Source organism: Arthrobacter sp. TJ-240, assembly GCF_058269195.1.
Genome location: NZ_JBZCNG010000002.1, coordinates 13812 through 28492, shown reverse-complemented (window position 1 = coordinate 28492; position 14681 = coordinate 13812). Strand labels below are relative to the sequence as shown.

Genomic DNA, 14681 nt, shown 5'->3' with positions numbered 1-14681 from the left:
CCCCAGCACTTCATCCTGCACATGAGCGACACGCACCTGATCGCCGGTGACCGGCCCCTGTACGGGGCGGTGGACAGCGAGGAACGGCTCCGCGAGGTGTTCGAGGACCTCGAGGCCTCGGGCGCCCGGCCGCAGGCCATCGTCTTCACCGGTGACCTCGCCGACAAGGGAGAGCCCGGCGCGTACGCGAAACTCCGGGCCATCGTGGACCCGGCGGCGGCCCGGCTCGGAGCCCGGGTCATCTGGGCCATGGGCAACCACGACGACCGCGCCGCGTTCCGGGCGGGACTGCTCGATGACCACCCGTCCGTCCGCGCGGACACTCCCGTGGACGCGGTGCACTTCGTCGACGGCCTGCGGATCATCACCCTGGACTCCACCGTCCCCGGCCACCACCACGGCGAGTTCACCCAGGACCAGCTCCGCTGGCTCGCGGGCGAGCTGGAGGTGCCGGCACCGCACGGCACCATCCTGGCCCTGCACCACCCGCCCGTGCCCAGCGTGCAGGACCTGGCCGTGCTGGTGGAGCTGCGCGACCAGCGCTCCCTCGCCGACGTCGTGCGCGGCTCGGACGTGCGCACCATCCTCGCCGGCCACCTGCACTACTCGACGACGGCGATGTTCGCCGGCGTCCCGGTCTCGGTGGCCAGCGCCACCTGCTACACCCAGGACCTGCTGTTCGACGGCGGCGGCACCCGCGGACGGGGCGGCGCGCAGTCCTACAACCTGGTGCACGTCTACGAGGAGACGATCGTCCACTCCGTGGTGCCCGCGGGCCGCCACACCTCGGTGGGCGAGGTCGTCCCACGGGAGAAGACACGGCGTCGCTTGGAAGCCCACGGCGTGACGATCGCCTGAGTGATGTGAGGGCTTCTAGGTCAGCACTGGCTCCAAGAATCGGTCCGATTATCTGCGCACATAACCACTGCCTAGCTGTCCCCGAGCGATTACAGAAAGTCGTCGCGCATCAACTATGCCTAGGCAGTACCACTGGGTGGTCTTAGTAATGAGCTGCACACAAATACTGAAGGTGCTCGGCACGTTAACCTCGCGTTCAAGACTGTTCCCGTAGTTGTTCATCAGGTGGAGACACTGTGGAGCGTTACATTGATGCTCAAAAGCAAGCATCCTGCCCACTTTTGTGCGAGGTTGGTACAAGCAGTGTCGCTACTAGGGAATCGAGTTTTTCGTGTCCAAGAGAATAAGCTTCGTCGCTCTCACCGCTTCAGCAGCCCTGCTGCTGACTGCCTGTGGAGGATCGTCACCTGAAAGTGAGTCCGGCTCTACGGCTGGTGCGGGTGAGCCCCTGGTCATTTACACGAACTCCAACTCCGAAGGACGCGGTGAGTGGTTGCAGGAGAAGGCCGAGGCTGCCGGATTCGACATCGAGATCGTCGGGGCCGGTGGTGGGGACGCAACGAACAAGCTGGTCGCGGAGAAGAACAACCCGGTGGCTGATGTCGTCTACGGCTTGAACAACGTGTACTACGAGCAGCTCAAGAGCGAGGATGTCCTCGAACCGTATACGCCGGCGTGGTCCTCGGAAGTGGATGAAGCCCTGGCCGATCCCGGAGACGAGAAGGCGTACTGGCCTCTGGTCGAGCAGGCGATCGTTCTGGCCTACAACGCAGACGCGGTGTCTGAAGCTGACGCGCCTGAGGACTGGACGGACCTGTGGTCCAAGGATGAGTACAAGGACCGTTACGAGCGAGTCAGCGGCATGGGAGCGGCAACCACCCAGCTCGTCATGGCCGGCATCCTCAGCCGGTACAAGGATGAGTCCGGCGACCTCGGGGTGAGCGACGAGGGCTGGCAGCAGATCGAACAGTACTTCCAGAACGGTGTTCCTGCTGTAACGGACCTGGATCTCTTCGCCCGTTTCGCCGAGGGTGAGGTCGATTTCGGCCAGATGCCCTCCTCTTCCATCCCCGGGCGCGAGGAAGCCTACGGTGTGACCTCCGGTGTGGTGAGCCCAGAAGACGGTGTCCCCTACGCGATCGAGCAGGTAGCCCTCGTCAAGGGTTCGGACAATCAGGACAAGGCCAAGGAGTTCATCGACTGGTTCGGCAGTGGTGACGTCCAGGGTGAGTGGGCAACCCAGTTCAACTCGCTGCCGGTCAACGAGACAGCGCTCAAGAGCGCTAAGCCAGAGACTGTCGAGTTCGATTTGCAGTTCACCCGGCAGGACATCGACTGGGCCTTCGTTCAGGAGAATCTCGGCTCTTGGATCGAAAAGATCGAGCTCGAGTACATGCCCTAACGGGTGCCGCGGTGGCCCTCTCAGCCACACTCTCTACCTCAGGTATGGGGTGCGCCATCTGGATCCTTCAGATCTGGTGGCGCACCCTGCGCGCCTCTCCACCTCCCATGTGAAGGAAAACCTCATGATCCGCTTCGACAACATAAGCGTCACCTTCGAAAGCTTCACGGCGATCAGTGACTTGAACCTCGAAGTGTCAGAAGGCGAGTTCTTCACCCTGCTGGGACCATCCGGCTGTGGCAAGACGACCGCACTGCGCACCCTCGCCGGTTTGGTGAGCCCGTCCTCGGGCGACATCCACATCGACGGGAGAAAGGTCACCGCCCTTCCCAGCGACAAGCGGGGAGTGGGAATGGTCTTCCAGAACTACGCACTGTTCCCCTCCATGAGTGTGTGGGAGAACATCGCTTTCGGTCTGAAGGTCCGCAAGACCGGCGCCAGTGAACGCACAGAACTGGTACGCGACATCGCGCGCCGCGTGGACCTCACCGAGGACCAGCTCGACAAGAATGTTTCCGAACTGTCCGGCGGTCAGCAGCAGCGCGTCGCGATTGCGCGGGCGCTGGTCCTCAAACCCAAAATCCTGTTACTGGACGAACCACTGTCCAACCTGGACGCCAAGCTGCGACAGCAGTTGAGGGTTGAACTGAAAGAGCTCCAGGTTCAATCCGGCATCACCACGGTCTACGTCACGCACGACCAGGATGAAGCCCTGACGATGAGTGACCGCATTGCAGTCTTCAACAAGGGCAAGGTCGAGCAGGTTGGCACCCCGCAGGAGATCTACGAACGCTCCGCCACGGAGTTCGTCTGCAACTTCATCGGGGACAGCTCGAAACTCGGCCCCGACCTCGTCTCTCGCGTCAGTTCGACCTCGGGGAAGCGACTGGATCCGCATCAGCTCTCCTACCTCCGGGTGGAGAAACCGTTCATCGATGCTGGCAGGGGCGCGATCCTTGGAAGCGCTTCCGGGGCGGACGGCCACACCATTTCGGTGGAAGGCCAAGTAATCGCACGCAGCTATCACGGCCAGCACAGCCGGTACACCGTGCGAAGCCACGATTCGGATGTGAAGGTGCTGGTCAAGGAAACCGGGGCTCCCGCTCTGGACATAGGACACACCGTTCAACTTCACGTCGATCCCGCGCACATCCTGCAGTACCAGGGAGCACCGTGAGCCGCGGGACGAGCTCGCGAATGTTCAGGTCGCCCCTGGTCATCGTGACAATGCTGGTTCTGACCTGGTTCAGCGCAGCGTTCCTGCTCTGGCCGAACCTGAACCTGCTCGCCGAAACGTTCTTCCCCGGCGGCGAGTTCACGGGCAGAGCTGTGGAGCGGCTGCTGTCCTCCGATCGGGCGATGAAATCATTGGCGAACAGCTTCCTCCTCGCTGTCGTCCTCGCCGTCACGGTGAACATCGTGGGTATCTTCGTCGTCCTGGTCACCCAGTACTTCCGGATCCGCGGCTCCAAGATTCTCTGGCTGGGGTACGCGACGACCTTCCTGTTCGGGGGAATCGTTCTCGCGGCCGGGTACAAGTTCATCTACGGCGCCGACGGGATCGTCACGAAACTGGTGGCCAACTACTTCCCCGACATGGACCGGGAGTGGTTCGGCGGGTTCTTCGCAGTCCTGTTCGTCATGACCTTCGCTACCACCACGAACCATCTTCTCTTTCTCGGCAACGCGATCCGCGATGTCGACTTCCAGACGATCGAAGCGTCCAGGAACATGGGCGCCTCGGACTGGACGACGCTCCGCAGGGTGGTCCTGCCCGTTCTGAAACCGACGCTCTTCGCAGTCACCATCCTGTCGTTCCTCACCGGACTCGGTGCCCTCAGCGCACCCCAGGTGCTCGGGGGCGAGGACTTCCAGACCATCACGCCAATGATCCTCACCTTCGCGAACACGTCCACCTCACGTGACATCGCAGCGCTTCTGGCACTCATCCTGGGCGTGGCGACCATCGCGATGCTCGCAATCATGACGCGCCTGGAACGCGGGGGAACCTACTACTCGGTGGCGAAGGTATCGGCGCCACTGCAGAAGCAGACCATCAGGAACCGCCCGGTGAACATCGTCATGCACGTCCTCGCCTACCTCCTGTTCTTCCTCTACATCTCGCCACTGCTCCTGATCCTGCTCTACTCCTTCATGGACAGCGCCGCCATCAGCACCGGAGTCCTGGCACCGGACCGATTCACCCTAGAGAACTACGCCCGCGTTCTCTCCCAGGAATCGGCGCTACGCCCATTCATCGTGAGCATCGTCTACAGCGGTCTCGCCGCGATCATCACCGTCGGCGGACTCCTCTTCGTTGCACGAATCATCCAGAAGTACCGCACGAGGATCACCTCGACCTTCGAGTACCTGCTGCACATCCCCTGGATCCTGCCGGCTGCCATGATCGCCCTTGGGCTCGTCATGACCTACGACGAGCCCAACCCGCTGCTTGGCGGAGCAGTACTCAGTGGCACGACCGTGATTCTCCTGATCGCCTTCGTCGTCGTGAAGATCCCCTTCACCCTCCGCATGCTCAAGGCCGCATTCACCTCGGTCAATGACTCCATGGAGGAAGCTGCAACCATCATGGGCGCGGGCGCGCTCTACACCTTCCGACGGATCCTCCTACCGGCAGTGCTGCCCACCGCCGCCGCCATCGCCGCGTTGAACTTCAACAGCCAGCTCGACGACTACGACACCGCCGTCTTCCTCGCGCACCCGCTCTACCAGCCCCTCGGACTGCAGATCAAAGCCAACACAGATGGCGGAGCGGACGTCAACGCGATCGCCAACACCTTCGTCTACACCGTCCTGCTCATGATCCTCATGGGATTGACGATGTACCTCGTCTACGGCCGGGGCGGAAGGCGCAGGCAAGGAAAGCGCCGACCAGGTCACCCCACAGTCAGCACCGGGCCGAACAGCCCGCTGGCAGACAGCAGCAACCAAGCCCATCTTCCACTCGGGCCGGCAACATCCGAAGGGAACCAGCCTGTCCCCAGCGCCCCCTCCAAAGCTCTATAGCAATCACCTGGACGGCTCCGGCGTGTCCTCATTCGGCCCGTTGGAGGTTATGGGCAGTATCAGTCGGAATGCTTTGCCGATTCCTTCAGCTCCTGGCACAGGTCGACCACATCCCTGGTCGTGTTCTTCAGCACCTCGGTCGATTCGGGTTCGAGAGCGGCCTCGTCGTCGGTGAGAACAGTTCTGATGGTCACCTTGCCGTCCTCGAAGTAGCCGAACTCAGGGAAACCCGCTGCGGCCAGCGCCGCGGCGTCGGTCTCACTTACGGGGTAGATGACAGAAGGCCCCCCGATCTTCTCCTTGATGGTCAACCCGTCCGCCGAGATGTAGATGTTCGCGGGTCCGGAATTATCGAGTTCGTCAAGAAAGCCTCCGTGCGGCAGATCTCCGCCGGGTTCAGCGATCACATCCGTGGTTATGTGACCCCGGAGCTTGATCACCGTCGTCCCATCACGCTTCACCCGAACTTTCTCGTACGAGTCTCGGACGTCCCCAGCCCTCAAAGTGATCGTGGTTCCGCAGGCGGAAAACACAACGTCCTCGTAGTAGGTTGCGGGCGCCGGCTGGTACCCGTCGGTTTCCGGGGGCGGCCACGGTGCAGGGGTGTCCTCCTCGTGAGCGGTGGCGGCCGACGCGGATCCAGCGACAAGAGACAGCGTGGCGAGGAGGGAAAGGCACAGCTTGTTCTGGGTATTCATTTCAGGCTCCTGAGTTCGGCAGGAGTACGGTTGCCGCGGATCCTGCCCTGATAAGCGTCGGATGCCCTGAAGGCGACTGGTCCGCTGACAGGACCGGCATCGCCGTGTCCGCCAGTCCGGGCGCACATCGCGATAACCTACGCCCGCTCTATCGGACTGTCAATAGAAGCCGGCCCCGAATGGCTACCCATCTAAGGGGAAGAGCCCGCTCTCATGAGCTGGGATGAGGACCTCAAGTGTCACTACCGCGCCTCCTCAGCCAGGTCGTCGAGGTCAACAGCTGACCACGGGCGCCGAGAATGGGCACTGAGAATGAGCGTATGGCGTGATCGGGTGAGGGTTTCCGAAGAAGGTTCCTCGGTGGCTGCCCCTCGAAGCTGGGGGGTGGGGGAAGCCACCGATGACCGAGCTCAGCTGAGAGTAGCGGCGAGCTCGCGGCAGGCCCTCTCGCAGCGGCGGCAGGCTTCGGCGCAGATCCTGCAGTGCTCGTGCATCTGCGCGTGCTGCTCACATTCATCGGCACACGCCTTGCAGGCGACTTCGCAGGCCAACAGGACAGCTCGCGTGATGTTCGCGTCGTAACCGGTGTGCCGGGAGAGAATCCGGCCGGTCGTGGTGCAGATGTCTGCGCAGTCAGCGTTCGTGCGGATGCACTTGGTGAGTTCGGCAACCATATCTTCGCTCAGACACGCGTCCCCACACGCCGTGCAGGTCTGTGCACACTCAAAACAAGCCGCAATGCATTCGGCCAACTTCCCCCGGTCGATGCCGCCAAGATCCTTCGGGTACGTCTCGAGCATGGAGGTGATGTGAGTCATTGTTCCGCTCCTCTTCCGTCGGTCAACTGAAGGTCAAGGGACATCCGGGACCGGCGCCCCAAGTGTCACGCTAGCCCCCGCTCACTATCACCGGCCATGAATTCATCGATGTGAAAGCCATGAAGAATCTCCTTGACAGGTACCCCCGGGGGGTATAACTTTGTTGCTGTCGGGCCCTCCTGTGAGGTGCCCGGCTTGACAGCCGGAACCGTTGTGATGTTGGGGCGGGCTCACTGATCGTGACCGTCTGCAGCGCTTCGGTTCCCCTCACGCCTTCGCATATTCCTTGGAGATTCCCATGTGCGGCACATCTGCTCCGTCAACTACTCCATCCACTGTTTCGTCCACCGTTTTGCTCCCCGTTACGGAGAAGAACTCCTCCGGGTGTTCCTGCTGCGCCCCTCAGGAGGCTGCGGCGCCGGCTGCTCCGATCACGTCCGACGACGTGTCCGCAGCGTTCCCGGTTCTTGGTCTTACGTGCGGCTCCTGCGCGTCCAGGGTGAGCGGGGCTGTCGGGAAGATCACCGGGGTCCGTGAAGCGCGCGTCGATCTCGTCGCCGGAGGCACTTCCATCCTGCATGTCACCAGCGCCACACCCCTCGACGCCGGGGTTGTCGCCTCGGCGATCAGCGACGCCGGATACCAGCCGGCGTCCAGCTAGGCCTTGCAGCGCTTGATGTAGGAGCGCTGCAGAGACCAGAACATACCTGCTCTCAGGTGCCCCGGAAGGGCTTGATCATGACGAACAACGCACACCACCACAATCACCACCAGGGATCCCCCGGTCCCACCGTCACAGAAGCTGCAGCCAACGGCAGCGATGACGCCCACACCACCCACGGCCAGGCCATGCCCCAGGCAGACCCCCACTCCGCTCTCGCCGAAACACAGCATCCCACCGGCCACACCGATCATTCGGGACATTCCGGCCGGGCTGTCGATGAGGATCATCAGGTCCATTCGCACGGGGAGCATGCCGGGCATTCCACGGCAATGTTCAAGAACAAGTTCTGGCTCAGTCTGGTCGTCGCGATCCCCGTGGTCGCGTTCAGCCCGATGTTCACCATGCTCTTCGGATACATGCCACCGGAGTTCCCGGGCTCGATGTGGATCGCCCCGGTCCTGGGCACGGTCATCTTCGTCTACGGCGGGGCCCCGTTCCTCAAAGGCGGGGTGACGGAGCTGAAGTCCCGGCAGCCGGGCATGATGCTGCTGATCGCGATGGCGATCAGCGTCGCGTTCATCGCGTCCTGGGTCACCACGCTGGGTATCGGCGGGTTCGACCTGGACTTCTGGTGGGAGCTCGCTCTGCTGGTGGTCATCATGCTGCTCGGGCACTGGATGGAGATGAGGGCTCTCGGCTCAGCCGCCGGGGCGTTGGACGCCCTGGCCGCCCTGCTGCCCGACGAAGCCGACAAGGTCACCGACACAGGGGTTGAAACCGTCCCGGTGAGCTCCCTGGTCACCGGGGACGTCGTCCTCGTCCGCTCCGGCGCCCGAGTGCCGGCGGACGGGCGGATCGTCGACGGAACCGCGGAGTTCGACGAGTCGATGATCACCGGGGAGTCCCGCACCGTGTCCCGCGCCATCGGTGAGACCATCGTCGCCGGAACCGTCGCAACCGACAACGCAGTGAGGGTGCAGGTGACCGCGGTCGGCGCGGACACCACCCTCGCCGGGATCCAGCGCCTGGTCGCCGAGGCGCAGGCCTCCTCCTCGAGGGCTCAGGCCCTCGCCGACCGGGCCGCGGCCCTGCTGTTCTACTTCGCCCTCGGCGCCGGCATCCTGACCTTCATCGCGTGGATGGTCCTCGGAAGCCCCGATGACGCCGTCATCCGCACGGTCACCGTCCTCGTGATCGCCTGCCCGCACGCCCTGGGTTTGGCGATCCCGCTGGTGATCGCGATCTCCACCGAACGGGCCGCGAAAGCCGGGGTGCTGATCAAGAACCGCATCGCCCTGGAGAGGATGCGCACCGTCGACGTGGTCCTGTTCGACAAGACCGGCACCCTCACCGAGGGCCAGCACGCCGTCACCGCGACCACCACGGTCAACGGTGTCACCGAGGCCGAACTCCTGGCCCTGGCGGGGGCCGCGGAAGCCGACAGTGAGCATCCGGTTGCCCGGGCCATCGTCACCGCCGCACGATCCAATGCGGACGCCGCGAACCTCGGCTACACGGGCACGGGTTTCGCGTCCATGACCGGTCGCGGTGTCCGCGCCACCGTGAACGGGTACGCCGTCGCCGTGGGAGGCCCTAACCTGCTCAAGGAACTCGGACTGGGCACCCCTGCCGATATCGCTGGGAAGGTGCAGGAATGGGTGGACCGGGGCGCGTCGGTGCTGCACGTCATCCGCGACGGCTCCGTGATCGGCTCGGTCCGGCTCGAGGACAAGGTGCGCGAGGAATCCCGGGCCGCCGTGAAGGCCCTGCAGGACCGTGGGGTGAAGGTCGCGATGATCACCGGCGATGCGCGCCAGGTCGCCGACGTCGTCGGCAAGGAGCTGGGCATCGATGAGGTGTTCGCCGATGTCCTGCCGCAGGACAAGGACTCCAAGGTCACCGAACTGCAGTCGCGCGGCCTGAGAGTCGCGATGGTTGGCGACGGCGTGAACGACGCCCCCGCCCTCGCCCGGGCGGAGGTGGGCATCGCCATCGGCGCCGGAACGGACGTGGCCATGGAATCGGCCGGCGTCGTCCTGGCCGGGAACGACCCGAGGGCAGTGCTGGCGATGATCGACCTGTCCCGGGCCAGCTACCGCAAGATGATCCAGAACCTGATCTGGGCCACCGGGTACAACGTCCTCGCAGTCCCCCTGGCCGCCGGCGTGCTCGCGTTCGCGGGGATCCTCCTCTCCCCCGCCGCCGGCGCGGTCTTGATGAGTGTGTCGACGATCGTGGTCGCCCTCAACGCGCAGCTGCTGCGCCGGATCGACCTCGACCCCGACAGGCTGGACGACCGCCTGAGCACGAGCACGAGGTGATGTTGGGCTTGCTGATGAACGCAGACCGGCCGCGAACCGATGATCCTGTGACGCGAACGCTGACCGACAGGATCGGATGACAGGGTCAACGAGTTTCCCAATGGGCGTCGCCCTCTGGTCAGGCTGGAATGAAACGATGAAATCGAGGAAGCAAGGGAAGGGGTGGTCCAGTGGCCAGGACTCGGCTGACACGGGCCATTGCTTTCCTTCGGACTGCGCGACGCTCCTTCGTGCCGTTCGTTCTGACGTTCACCGGGTTGACGGCCATCATCGTTGGGATCCTCACGATGCACGCATGGATGGGCGGACACGGTTCGACGTCCCACCACGCCGCCACCGTCACCCCGATCAGCACCCCAGCTGCATCGCCGACCACCATGACGGTCGCTGCAGCGGACAGCGCCGCAGTACACACGGTGGGAGCGCCCGGACATGCCCATGATGGTGGCGTTGACCGGACAATAGCAGGGGCTTTGGCCGAGGCGGCTGCTGTCCACGCTGCCGCAACAAATACTTCTCTGACTACTGTGTCCGGTACGACGTCGGGTACCGCCGACGGTGGGATCCTCGCCGGACACGGCGGGGACTGCGCTGACGAGATGATGCTCGGAATGTGCGTGCTGGCGATGATCGTCGCCGGCACCGCCTGGCTGCTCACTCCTGCCGGTCGCGCCCTGCTCTCGACCGTCGTCCGTCGCGGCCCCCCTTTCCCGGGCAGGGCATCACGACCTGCACCTGCCCCTTCACTGACTCTTCTCTGTATCAGCCGGACATAGGATCCGCGGCCCGCACGCACTCCTTTTCAGGGGTGGCAGGGCCACTTTCCTGGCCGGGACGCGTCCATGTGCGCGGCCCGGCAACTTCCTCCACGGCGACCAGTAGCTCACCGACTCGTAGGCGCTGCGAGGGATTGATCGTATGTCCCCACCTGAGTATTGAAGGATCTGACCACCATGAAGCGTTCCCTTTCCGTTGCATCCCTGTCCGTTGCCGCCCTGATCACCCTTTCCGCCTGCGGTTCGTCCTCCGGCGGAGATATGGAGGGCATGGACATGGGCCAAGAAAGCTCCGCCGCGGCTGCCCCCACAGCGAGCACTGAATCCAGTGCCGGTGCGTCGCCGGGTGCCTCTGATGAGGCTATCGCTGAGCACAACGACGCGGACGTGATGTTCGCGCAGATGATGGTCCCGCACCACCGGCAGGCCGTGGAGATGAGCGAGACGATCCTCACCAAGGACGGCATCGATCCGCAAGTCACCGAGCTCGCGACCACGATCAAGGACGCGCAGGGCCCTGAGATCGAGACGATGACCGGATGGCTCGAGGCCTGGGGCGAGCCCACTGAACCCGAAGTCGGCATGGAAAGCCGCGACATGGGCGGCTCGGGAGACATGGGGGGCATGAGCGGGATGATGAGCGAGAACCAGATGGCCGAGCTCGAGTCCGCCGAAGGCATTGAGGCGTCGCGCTTGTTCCTGGAGTCCATGACCGCCCACCATGAGGGCGCGATTGACATGGCTCAGGACGAGATCGACAACGGGCAGAACCCCGATGCGGTCGAACTCGCCGAAACCATCGTCGAGACCCAGCAGGCTGAGATCGATCAGATGCAGCAGCTGCTCTCCACCCTGTAACCCGCAGGATCGGCTAACCCTCGCCAGGGAGGCACTGCCCGGGGTGGACGTGACCCGTTCGGCGGTGAACTCCACGGTTACGCCTTCAGCGGTCAGCTCCCCCACTATCTGGTTGAGGTCGATGACCGATCGCGCCAGCCTGTCCACGGATGACACCACTACGGTGTCACCGTGGCGGTGTCATCCGATCATCTCCTCGAGTGCAGTCCGGCCGGATCGCTGCGCGCCGGATTGCTTCTCCTCGAACAGCCGATCGACGCTGCCGAGGCTGGTCAACTGACGGGCAGGATTCTGGTCCATGCTCGACACACGGGCATACCCAATCCGCTGCCCATTGTGTTGCGTCATGTCCAGACCCTCGTTCAGAAGTGTTGCGAAAGCCACGAAAGGACTGTCAAGCAACACTATTCCGGCGGTCTGGAACTGTTACGTTGGGGTGTACCCCAACGCAACAGTTTCGAAGGGTGGCAAATCCGTCGAAACGCGGCAAGACGTGGTGATACTTCCGCACACGGGTTCTGCCACTACTGCAGACCCGCCCTAAGCCTGTGACTTTGTCGATTCTCGATGTCGCCTGCACAACTTCCCAAAGTCGCCTGCACGGGCTAAGAACGATCCTCGTCTGAGCTCCACCCAACATGTTCACGGAGGCGCTTTTCATCACGTGATTCTTCGTTCTCTGATCAGTCAGGTTGTGTGACTTTTCGTCTACATGGCGGGCTTTTTGAAGACTGCATGGCGGGGTTAGCGCTGCAGCACCGTTCCGTTGGGGATCAGTTACTGTGCGTCCTCAGCGGATTCCTGCCGGCACCGACTACCTTGGGTCTGATGACTGGAAATCACGCCTCGGACCTGTACGACGCAGTGAATGACTGGGGACCGAGTGATGACTTCTTCTTGGGTTTCTTGACCGAGATTCCCGGTGCGTGCGCGCTGGACCTCGGTTGTGGGACTGGGGGCATAACTGTGGCTGCGGTAGCGGCCGGGTGCAGCGTTATGGGAGTCGATCCTGACCAGCCTTCTCTTCGGGCAGCTCGCTCAAAACCGGGCGCCGACCAGGTTCAGTGGGTTGATGGCACCTCCCGTGCGATTCCTACCGGTACCTGGTTCGACGTGGCGATCATGTCGTCCAACGTCGTCCAGGAGATACTCGATGACGCGGAACTGGCCCGTTCCTTCAGGGACATCGCCGCTCACCTCGTGCCTGGCGGTCGTCTCGCTTTCGATGCGCGGGATCCGGACGCCCGCGGGTGGGAGGCATGGACCAAGGAGCGCAGTCATCGGATCGTTGACCTGCCCGAAGGAAAAGTTGAGCACTGGTACCAGACCACGCACGTCGATGAAGAGTCGGGGCTGGTGAATTTTTGTGCGCACGAGATAGCACCGGACGGGACCGAGCGAGTCGAGTGTGGACCGTTGCGTTTTCGTTCGCAAGGCCAACTCCGCCTCATGCTCGAGCAAGCAGGCATGGAAGTGGAGCACGTATTCGGCGGGTATCAGGGTGAGTCAGTCGGCAATGGAGTTGGAGCACTTCTGGTCATTGCAGTCCGCCCGTAAGCCGATCCCCAGCGAAACGGACGAATGCCAGATTCAGCCGTTCTTCGGTGAGGCGTGTCACCGGGCAACCCGAGACCGCATAGCGTCAGAGCTTTGAAGAGCTCTAGAGGGGATCGTGCCGTGGGGGCGGGAAGTGACAGGCCAGTGGTTGAGGACATCGGCTCGCTCAACGACTCAGGGGACCTCCTACCTGTCGGCCGACCACAGCATCCGGCTCCTAGCGGTACTGACCGGAGGGGAACGATTGCGGCCGGCGCGGGGATAGTGGCCTTCGGATACATCGTGCTCTACACGGCTCTGACATCGTCCGCGCCTGTTCCAGTGGTGCCTGAACCAGAGGTCATTCAGAGTGTTCCTTCCAGCGTGAAGTGCGAGGAGTTGACTTTTTTCGTCGCGGACAATCAGCACTACGAGAATGTCGAAGTGGAACCGCCCCTAGGTGCTTGCACCGTCGCAGCACGCCCTCCTGCAGGAGCTGCCATCGATCCGGTGTCAGCGTGTGAAGCCGTCGGCGGTCACGTCACCGCCTGGCATGAAGGTGATTATCCGACCCTGTTGGAGCAGCGCCCGGCGCTTCCGAGCGGGCAACGGATACTGACCACAACGGACGCCGAGAGCCAGACTGTGATGGAACTCGGGATCGTGATGCCGAATCAGACTTTCACCCTGTGCGGGCCTTTGGATTGGCGTTACGAACACGACGGCCAACAGCTCACTCAGCAAATCCCAGCAGACGCGGACTTAGGTGAACTGCCGAAGGGCAGGTACTACGCCTACGAACGCACTACCGAGGGCAACCTCAAACTGCGTGGTGTCGGAAACCGGCACTATCACATCGAACCGCTTCCCGAGGGGTTCCCTATTCCCAGCTCACTCAGCAACAAGCCATGAAGTCGTGCACCCACCTAGGGTCCCGTATGTGGATCCTTCATCGTGCATGGTGGGCTGACTGCATGGCGAAGCACCTATGCACGAAGGCCTCTGCTACGTTGCTACAACCTATCGGCGGGGTTTATGACTGTGACAGGTTGGGCTGGCCCTGGTCGTTCGCTTAGCCACCATTCGCCAGGGGCCGTGGCCCCCAAGCCGACCACCGACCTGAAGCCGGCAGTACCAGACGTGCCTGCTTCACCTTCTCCTGCGGGAGCTCGCTTACTCTGATCTGCCCGGAACGCGTATCGCCATCGGATCCCTCGAGTCGGTTGAACATCCACAGATTCCCTCTTACAAAGCGCTCAAGGTAGCGACCAGACACTACTGCGCGGACAGTCCACTCCAGTTCTTCCGCCAATCCCTCCACGTCATCATCACAGGCATCGCACCCACAGGAGGGGAAATAGTAGTCATGCAAAGCGCCGGCATGGAGGAACACCCCTGGAAATTCGGTGAAGACGAACGTCAACGGCGCTGCGGCACGATCCAGAGGAGACACACGTACCGCGCGAATTACGTCGCTCTGACCGTGCAGCAAATCGTCCGAGACAGTGAGGGACTGCTCGACCCTTACGTCGAAATTTGCGTGAAGCCACTCGACGAGTGAGTCCGCGACTGCGTGTAAGGGAGCGAAGCGCTGAGGATTGCTAACTCGCGAGTAGGCCTCCTCTGGTGGCGACCCTGCCCACCTGTGCCCGTAATTGATAGGCAGCCCTGCCTCGTCGCGGTACATCTCAACCAACAGGCTAGGGCGGCGGTATTCGCTCAT

General features: G+C 62.9%; 13 protein-coding genes and 1 pseudogene. 9 read left to right on the top strand and 5 right to left on the bottom strand.

Features of this window, described 5'->3' with window-relative positions; genetic code table 11:
* The first annotated feature begins 21 nt into the window (after positions 1-21).
* The 4 genes from AC4D2C_RS04825 to AC4D2C_RS04810 all read left to right on the top strand — a co-directional run bounded on the left by AC4D2C_RS04825 (position 22) and on the right by AC4D2C_RS04810 (position 5287).
* A complete protein-coding gene (locus tag AC4D2C_RS04825) occupies positions 22-858 on the top strand; it encodes a phosphodiesterase (RefSeq protein ID WP_490913098.1) in 837 nt (278 codons plus the stop codon).
* Between the two features lie 331 nt (positions 859-1189).
* Entirely contained in the window at positions 1190-2260 is a 1071-nt protein-coding gene (locus AC4D2C_RS04820) for an extracellular solute-binding protein (protein ID WP_490913097.1), read from the top strand.
* A 124-nt stretch (positions 2261-2384) separates the two neighbouring features.
* A complete protein-coding gene (locus AC4D2C_RS04815; protein ID WP_490913095.1) occupies positions 2385-3437 on the top strand; it encodes an ABC transporter ATP-binding protein in 1053 nt (350 codons plus the stop codon).
* Between the two features lie 20 nt (positions 3438-3457).
* Positions 3458-5287, top strand: coding sequence for an ABC transporter permease (locus tag AC4D2C_RS04810; protein WP_490913093.1), 1830 nt, complete (start codon positions 3458-3460; stop codon positions 5285-5287).
* A gap of 59 nt (positions 5288-5346) precedes the next feature.
* On the opposite strand, the gene AC4D2C_RS04805 is transcribed toward AC4D2C_RS04810, so the two are convergent.
* Together AC4D2C_RS04805 and AC4D2C_RS04800 are read right to left on the bottom strand one after the other, a co-directional pair.
* Positions 5347-5985, bottom strand: coding sequence for a hypothetical protein (locus AC4D2C_RS04805; RefSeq protein ID WP_490913091.1), 639 nt, complete (start codon positions 5983-5985; stop codon positions 5347-5349).
* 410 nt (positions 5986-6395) lie between these two features.
* Positions 6396-6803: a four-helix bundle copper-binding protein gene (locus AC4D2C_RS04800; protein WP_490913089.1), complete on the bottom strand. Its 408-nt coding sequence runs from the start codon at positions 6801-6803 to the stop codon at positions 6396-6398.
* A gap of 298 nt (positions 6804-7101) precedes the next feature.
* Here AC4D2C_RS04800 and AC4D2C_RS04795 point away from each other — a divergent pair, with 298 nt between their 5' ends.
* Positions 7102-7464, top strand: coding sequence for a heavy-metal-associated domain-containing protein (locus AC4D2C_RS04795; RefSeq protein ID WP_490914003.1), 363 nt, complete (start codon positions 7102-7104; stop codon positions 7462-7464).
* On the opposite strand, the gene AC4D2C_RS04790 is transcribed toward AC4D2C_RS04795, so the two are convergent.
* Entirely contained in the window at positions 7461-7754 is a 294-nt protein-coding gene (locus AC4D2C_RS04790; protein ID WP_490913088.1) for a hypothetical protein, read from the bottom strand. The genes AC4D2C_RS04795 and AC4D2C_RS04790 overlap by 4 nt on opposite strands.
* 42 nt (positions 7755-7796) lie before the next feature.
* Here AC4D2C_RS04790 and AC4D2C_RS04785 point away from each other — a divergent pair, with 42 nt between their 5' ends.
* Positions 7797-9788: a copper-translocating P-type ATPase gene (locus tag AC4D2C_RS04785; protein WP_490913087.1), complete on the top strand. Its 1992-nt coding sequence runs from the start codon at positions 7797-7799 to the stop codon at positions 9786-9788.
* A 953-nt stretch (positions 9789-10741) separates the two neighbouring features.
* Positions 10742-11422 carry a DUF305 domain-containing protein gene (locus AC4D2C_RS04780; RefSeq protein ID WP_490913086.1) on the top strand — a complete coding sequence of 227 codons (681 nt, stop codon included), beginning with the start codon at positions 10742-10744 and terminating at the stop codon, positions 11420-11422.
* A gap of 39 nt (positions 11423-11461) precedes the next feature.
* Here AC4D2C_RS04780 and AC4D2C_RS04775 read toward each other — a convergent pair.
* Positions 11462-11770: pseudogene (locus tag AC4D2C_RS04775) on the bottom strand (recombinase family protein); the annotation flags it as partial.
* A gap of 348 nt (positions 11771-12118) precedes the next feature.
* Between AC4D2C_RS04775 and AC4D2C_RS04770 the strand changes: the two are divergent.
* Positions 12119-12979, top strand: a complete 861-nt coding sequence (locus tag AC4D2C_RS04770; protein WP_490913085.1) for a class I SAM-dependent methyltransferase — start codon at positions 12119-12121, stop codon at positions 12977-12979.
* 144 nt (positions 12980-13123) lie between these two features.
* Positions 13124-13870 (top strand): hypothetical protein, encoded by a 747-nt coding sequence (locus AC4D2C_RS04765; RefSeq protein WP_490913084.1) that lies wholly within the window; start codon positions 13124-13126, stop codon positions 13868-13870.
* Between the two features lie 160 nt (positions 13871-14030).
* Here AC4D2C_RS04765 and AC4D2C_RS04760 read toward each other — a convergent pair whose 3' ends face one another.
* Positions 14031-14645 (bottom strand): DUF6226 family protein, encoded by a 615-nt coding sequence (locus AC4D2C_RS04760; protein ID WP_490914001.1) that lies wholly within the window; start codon positions 14643-14645, stop codon positions 14031-14033.
* Between the last annotated feature and the right edge of the window lie 36 nt (positions 14646-14681).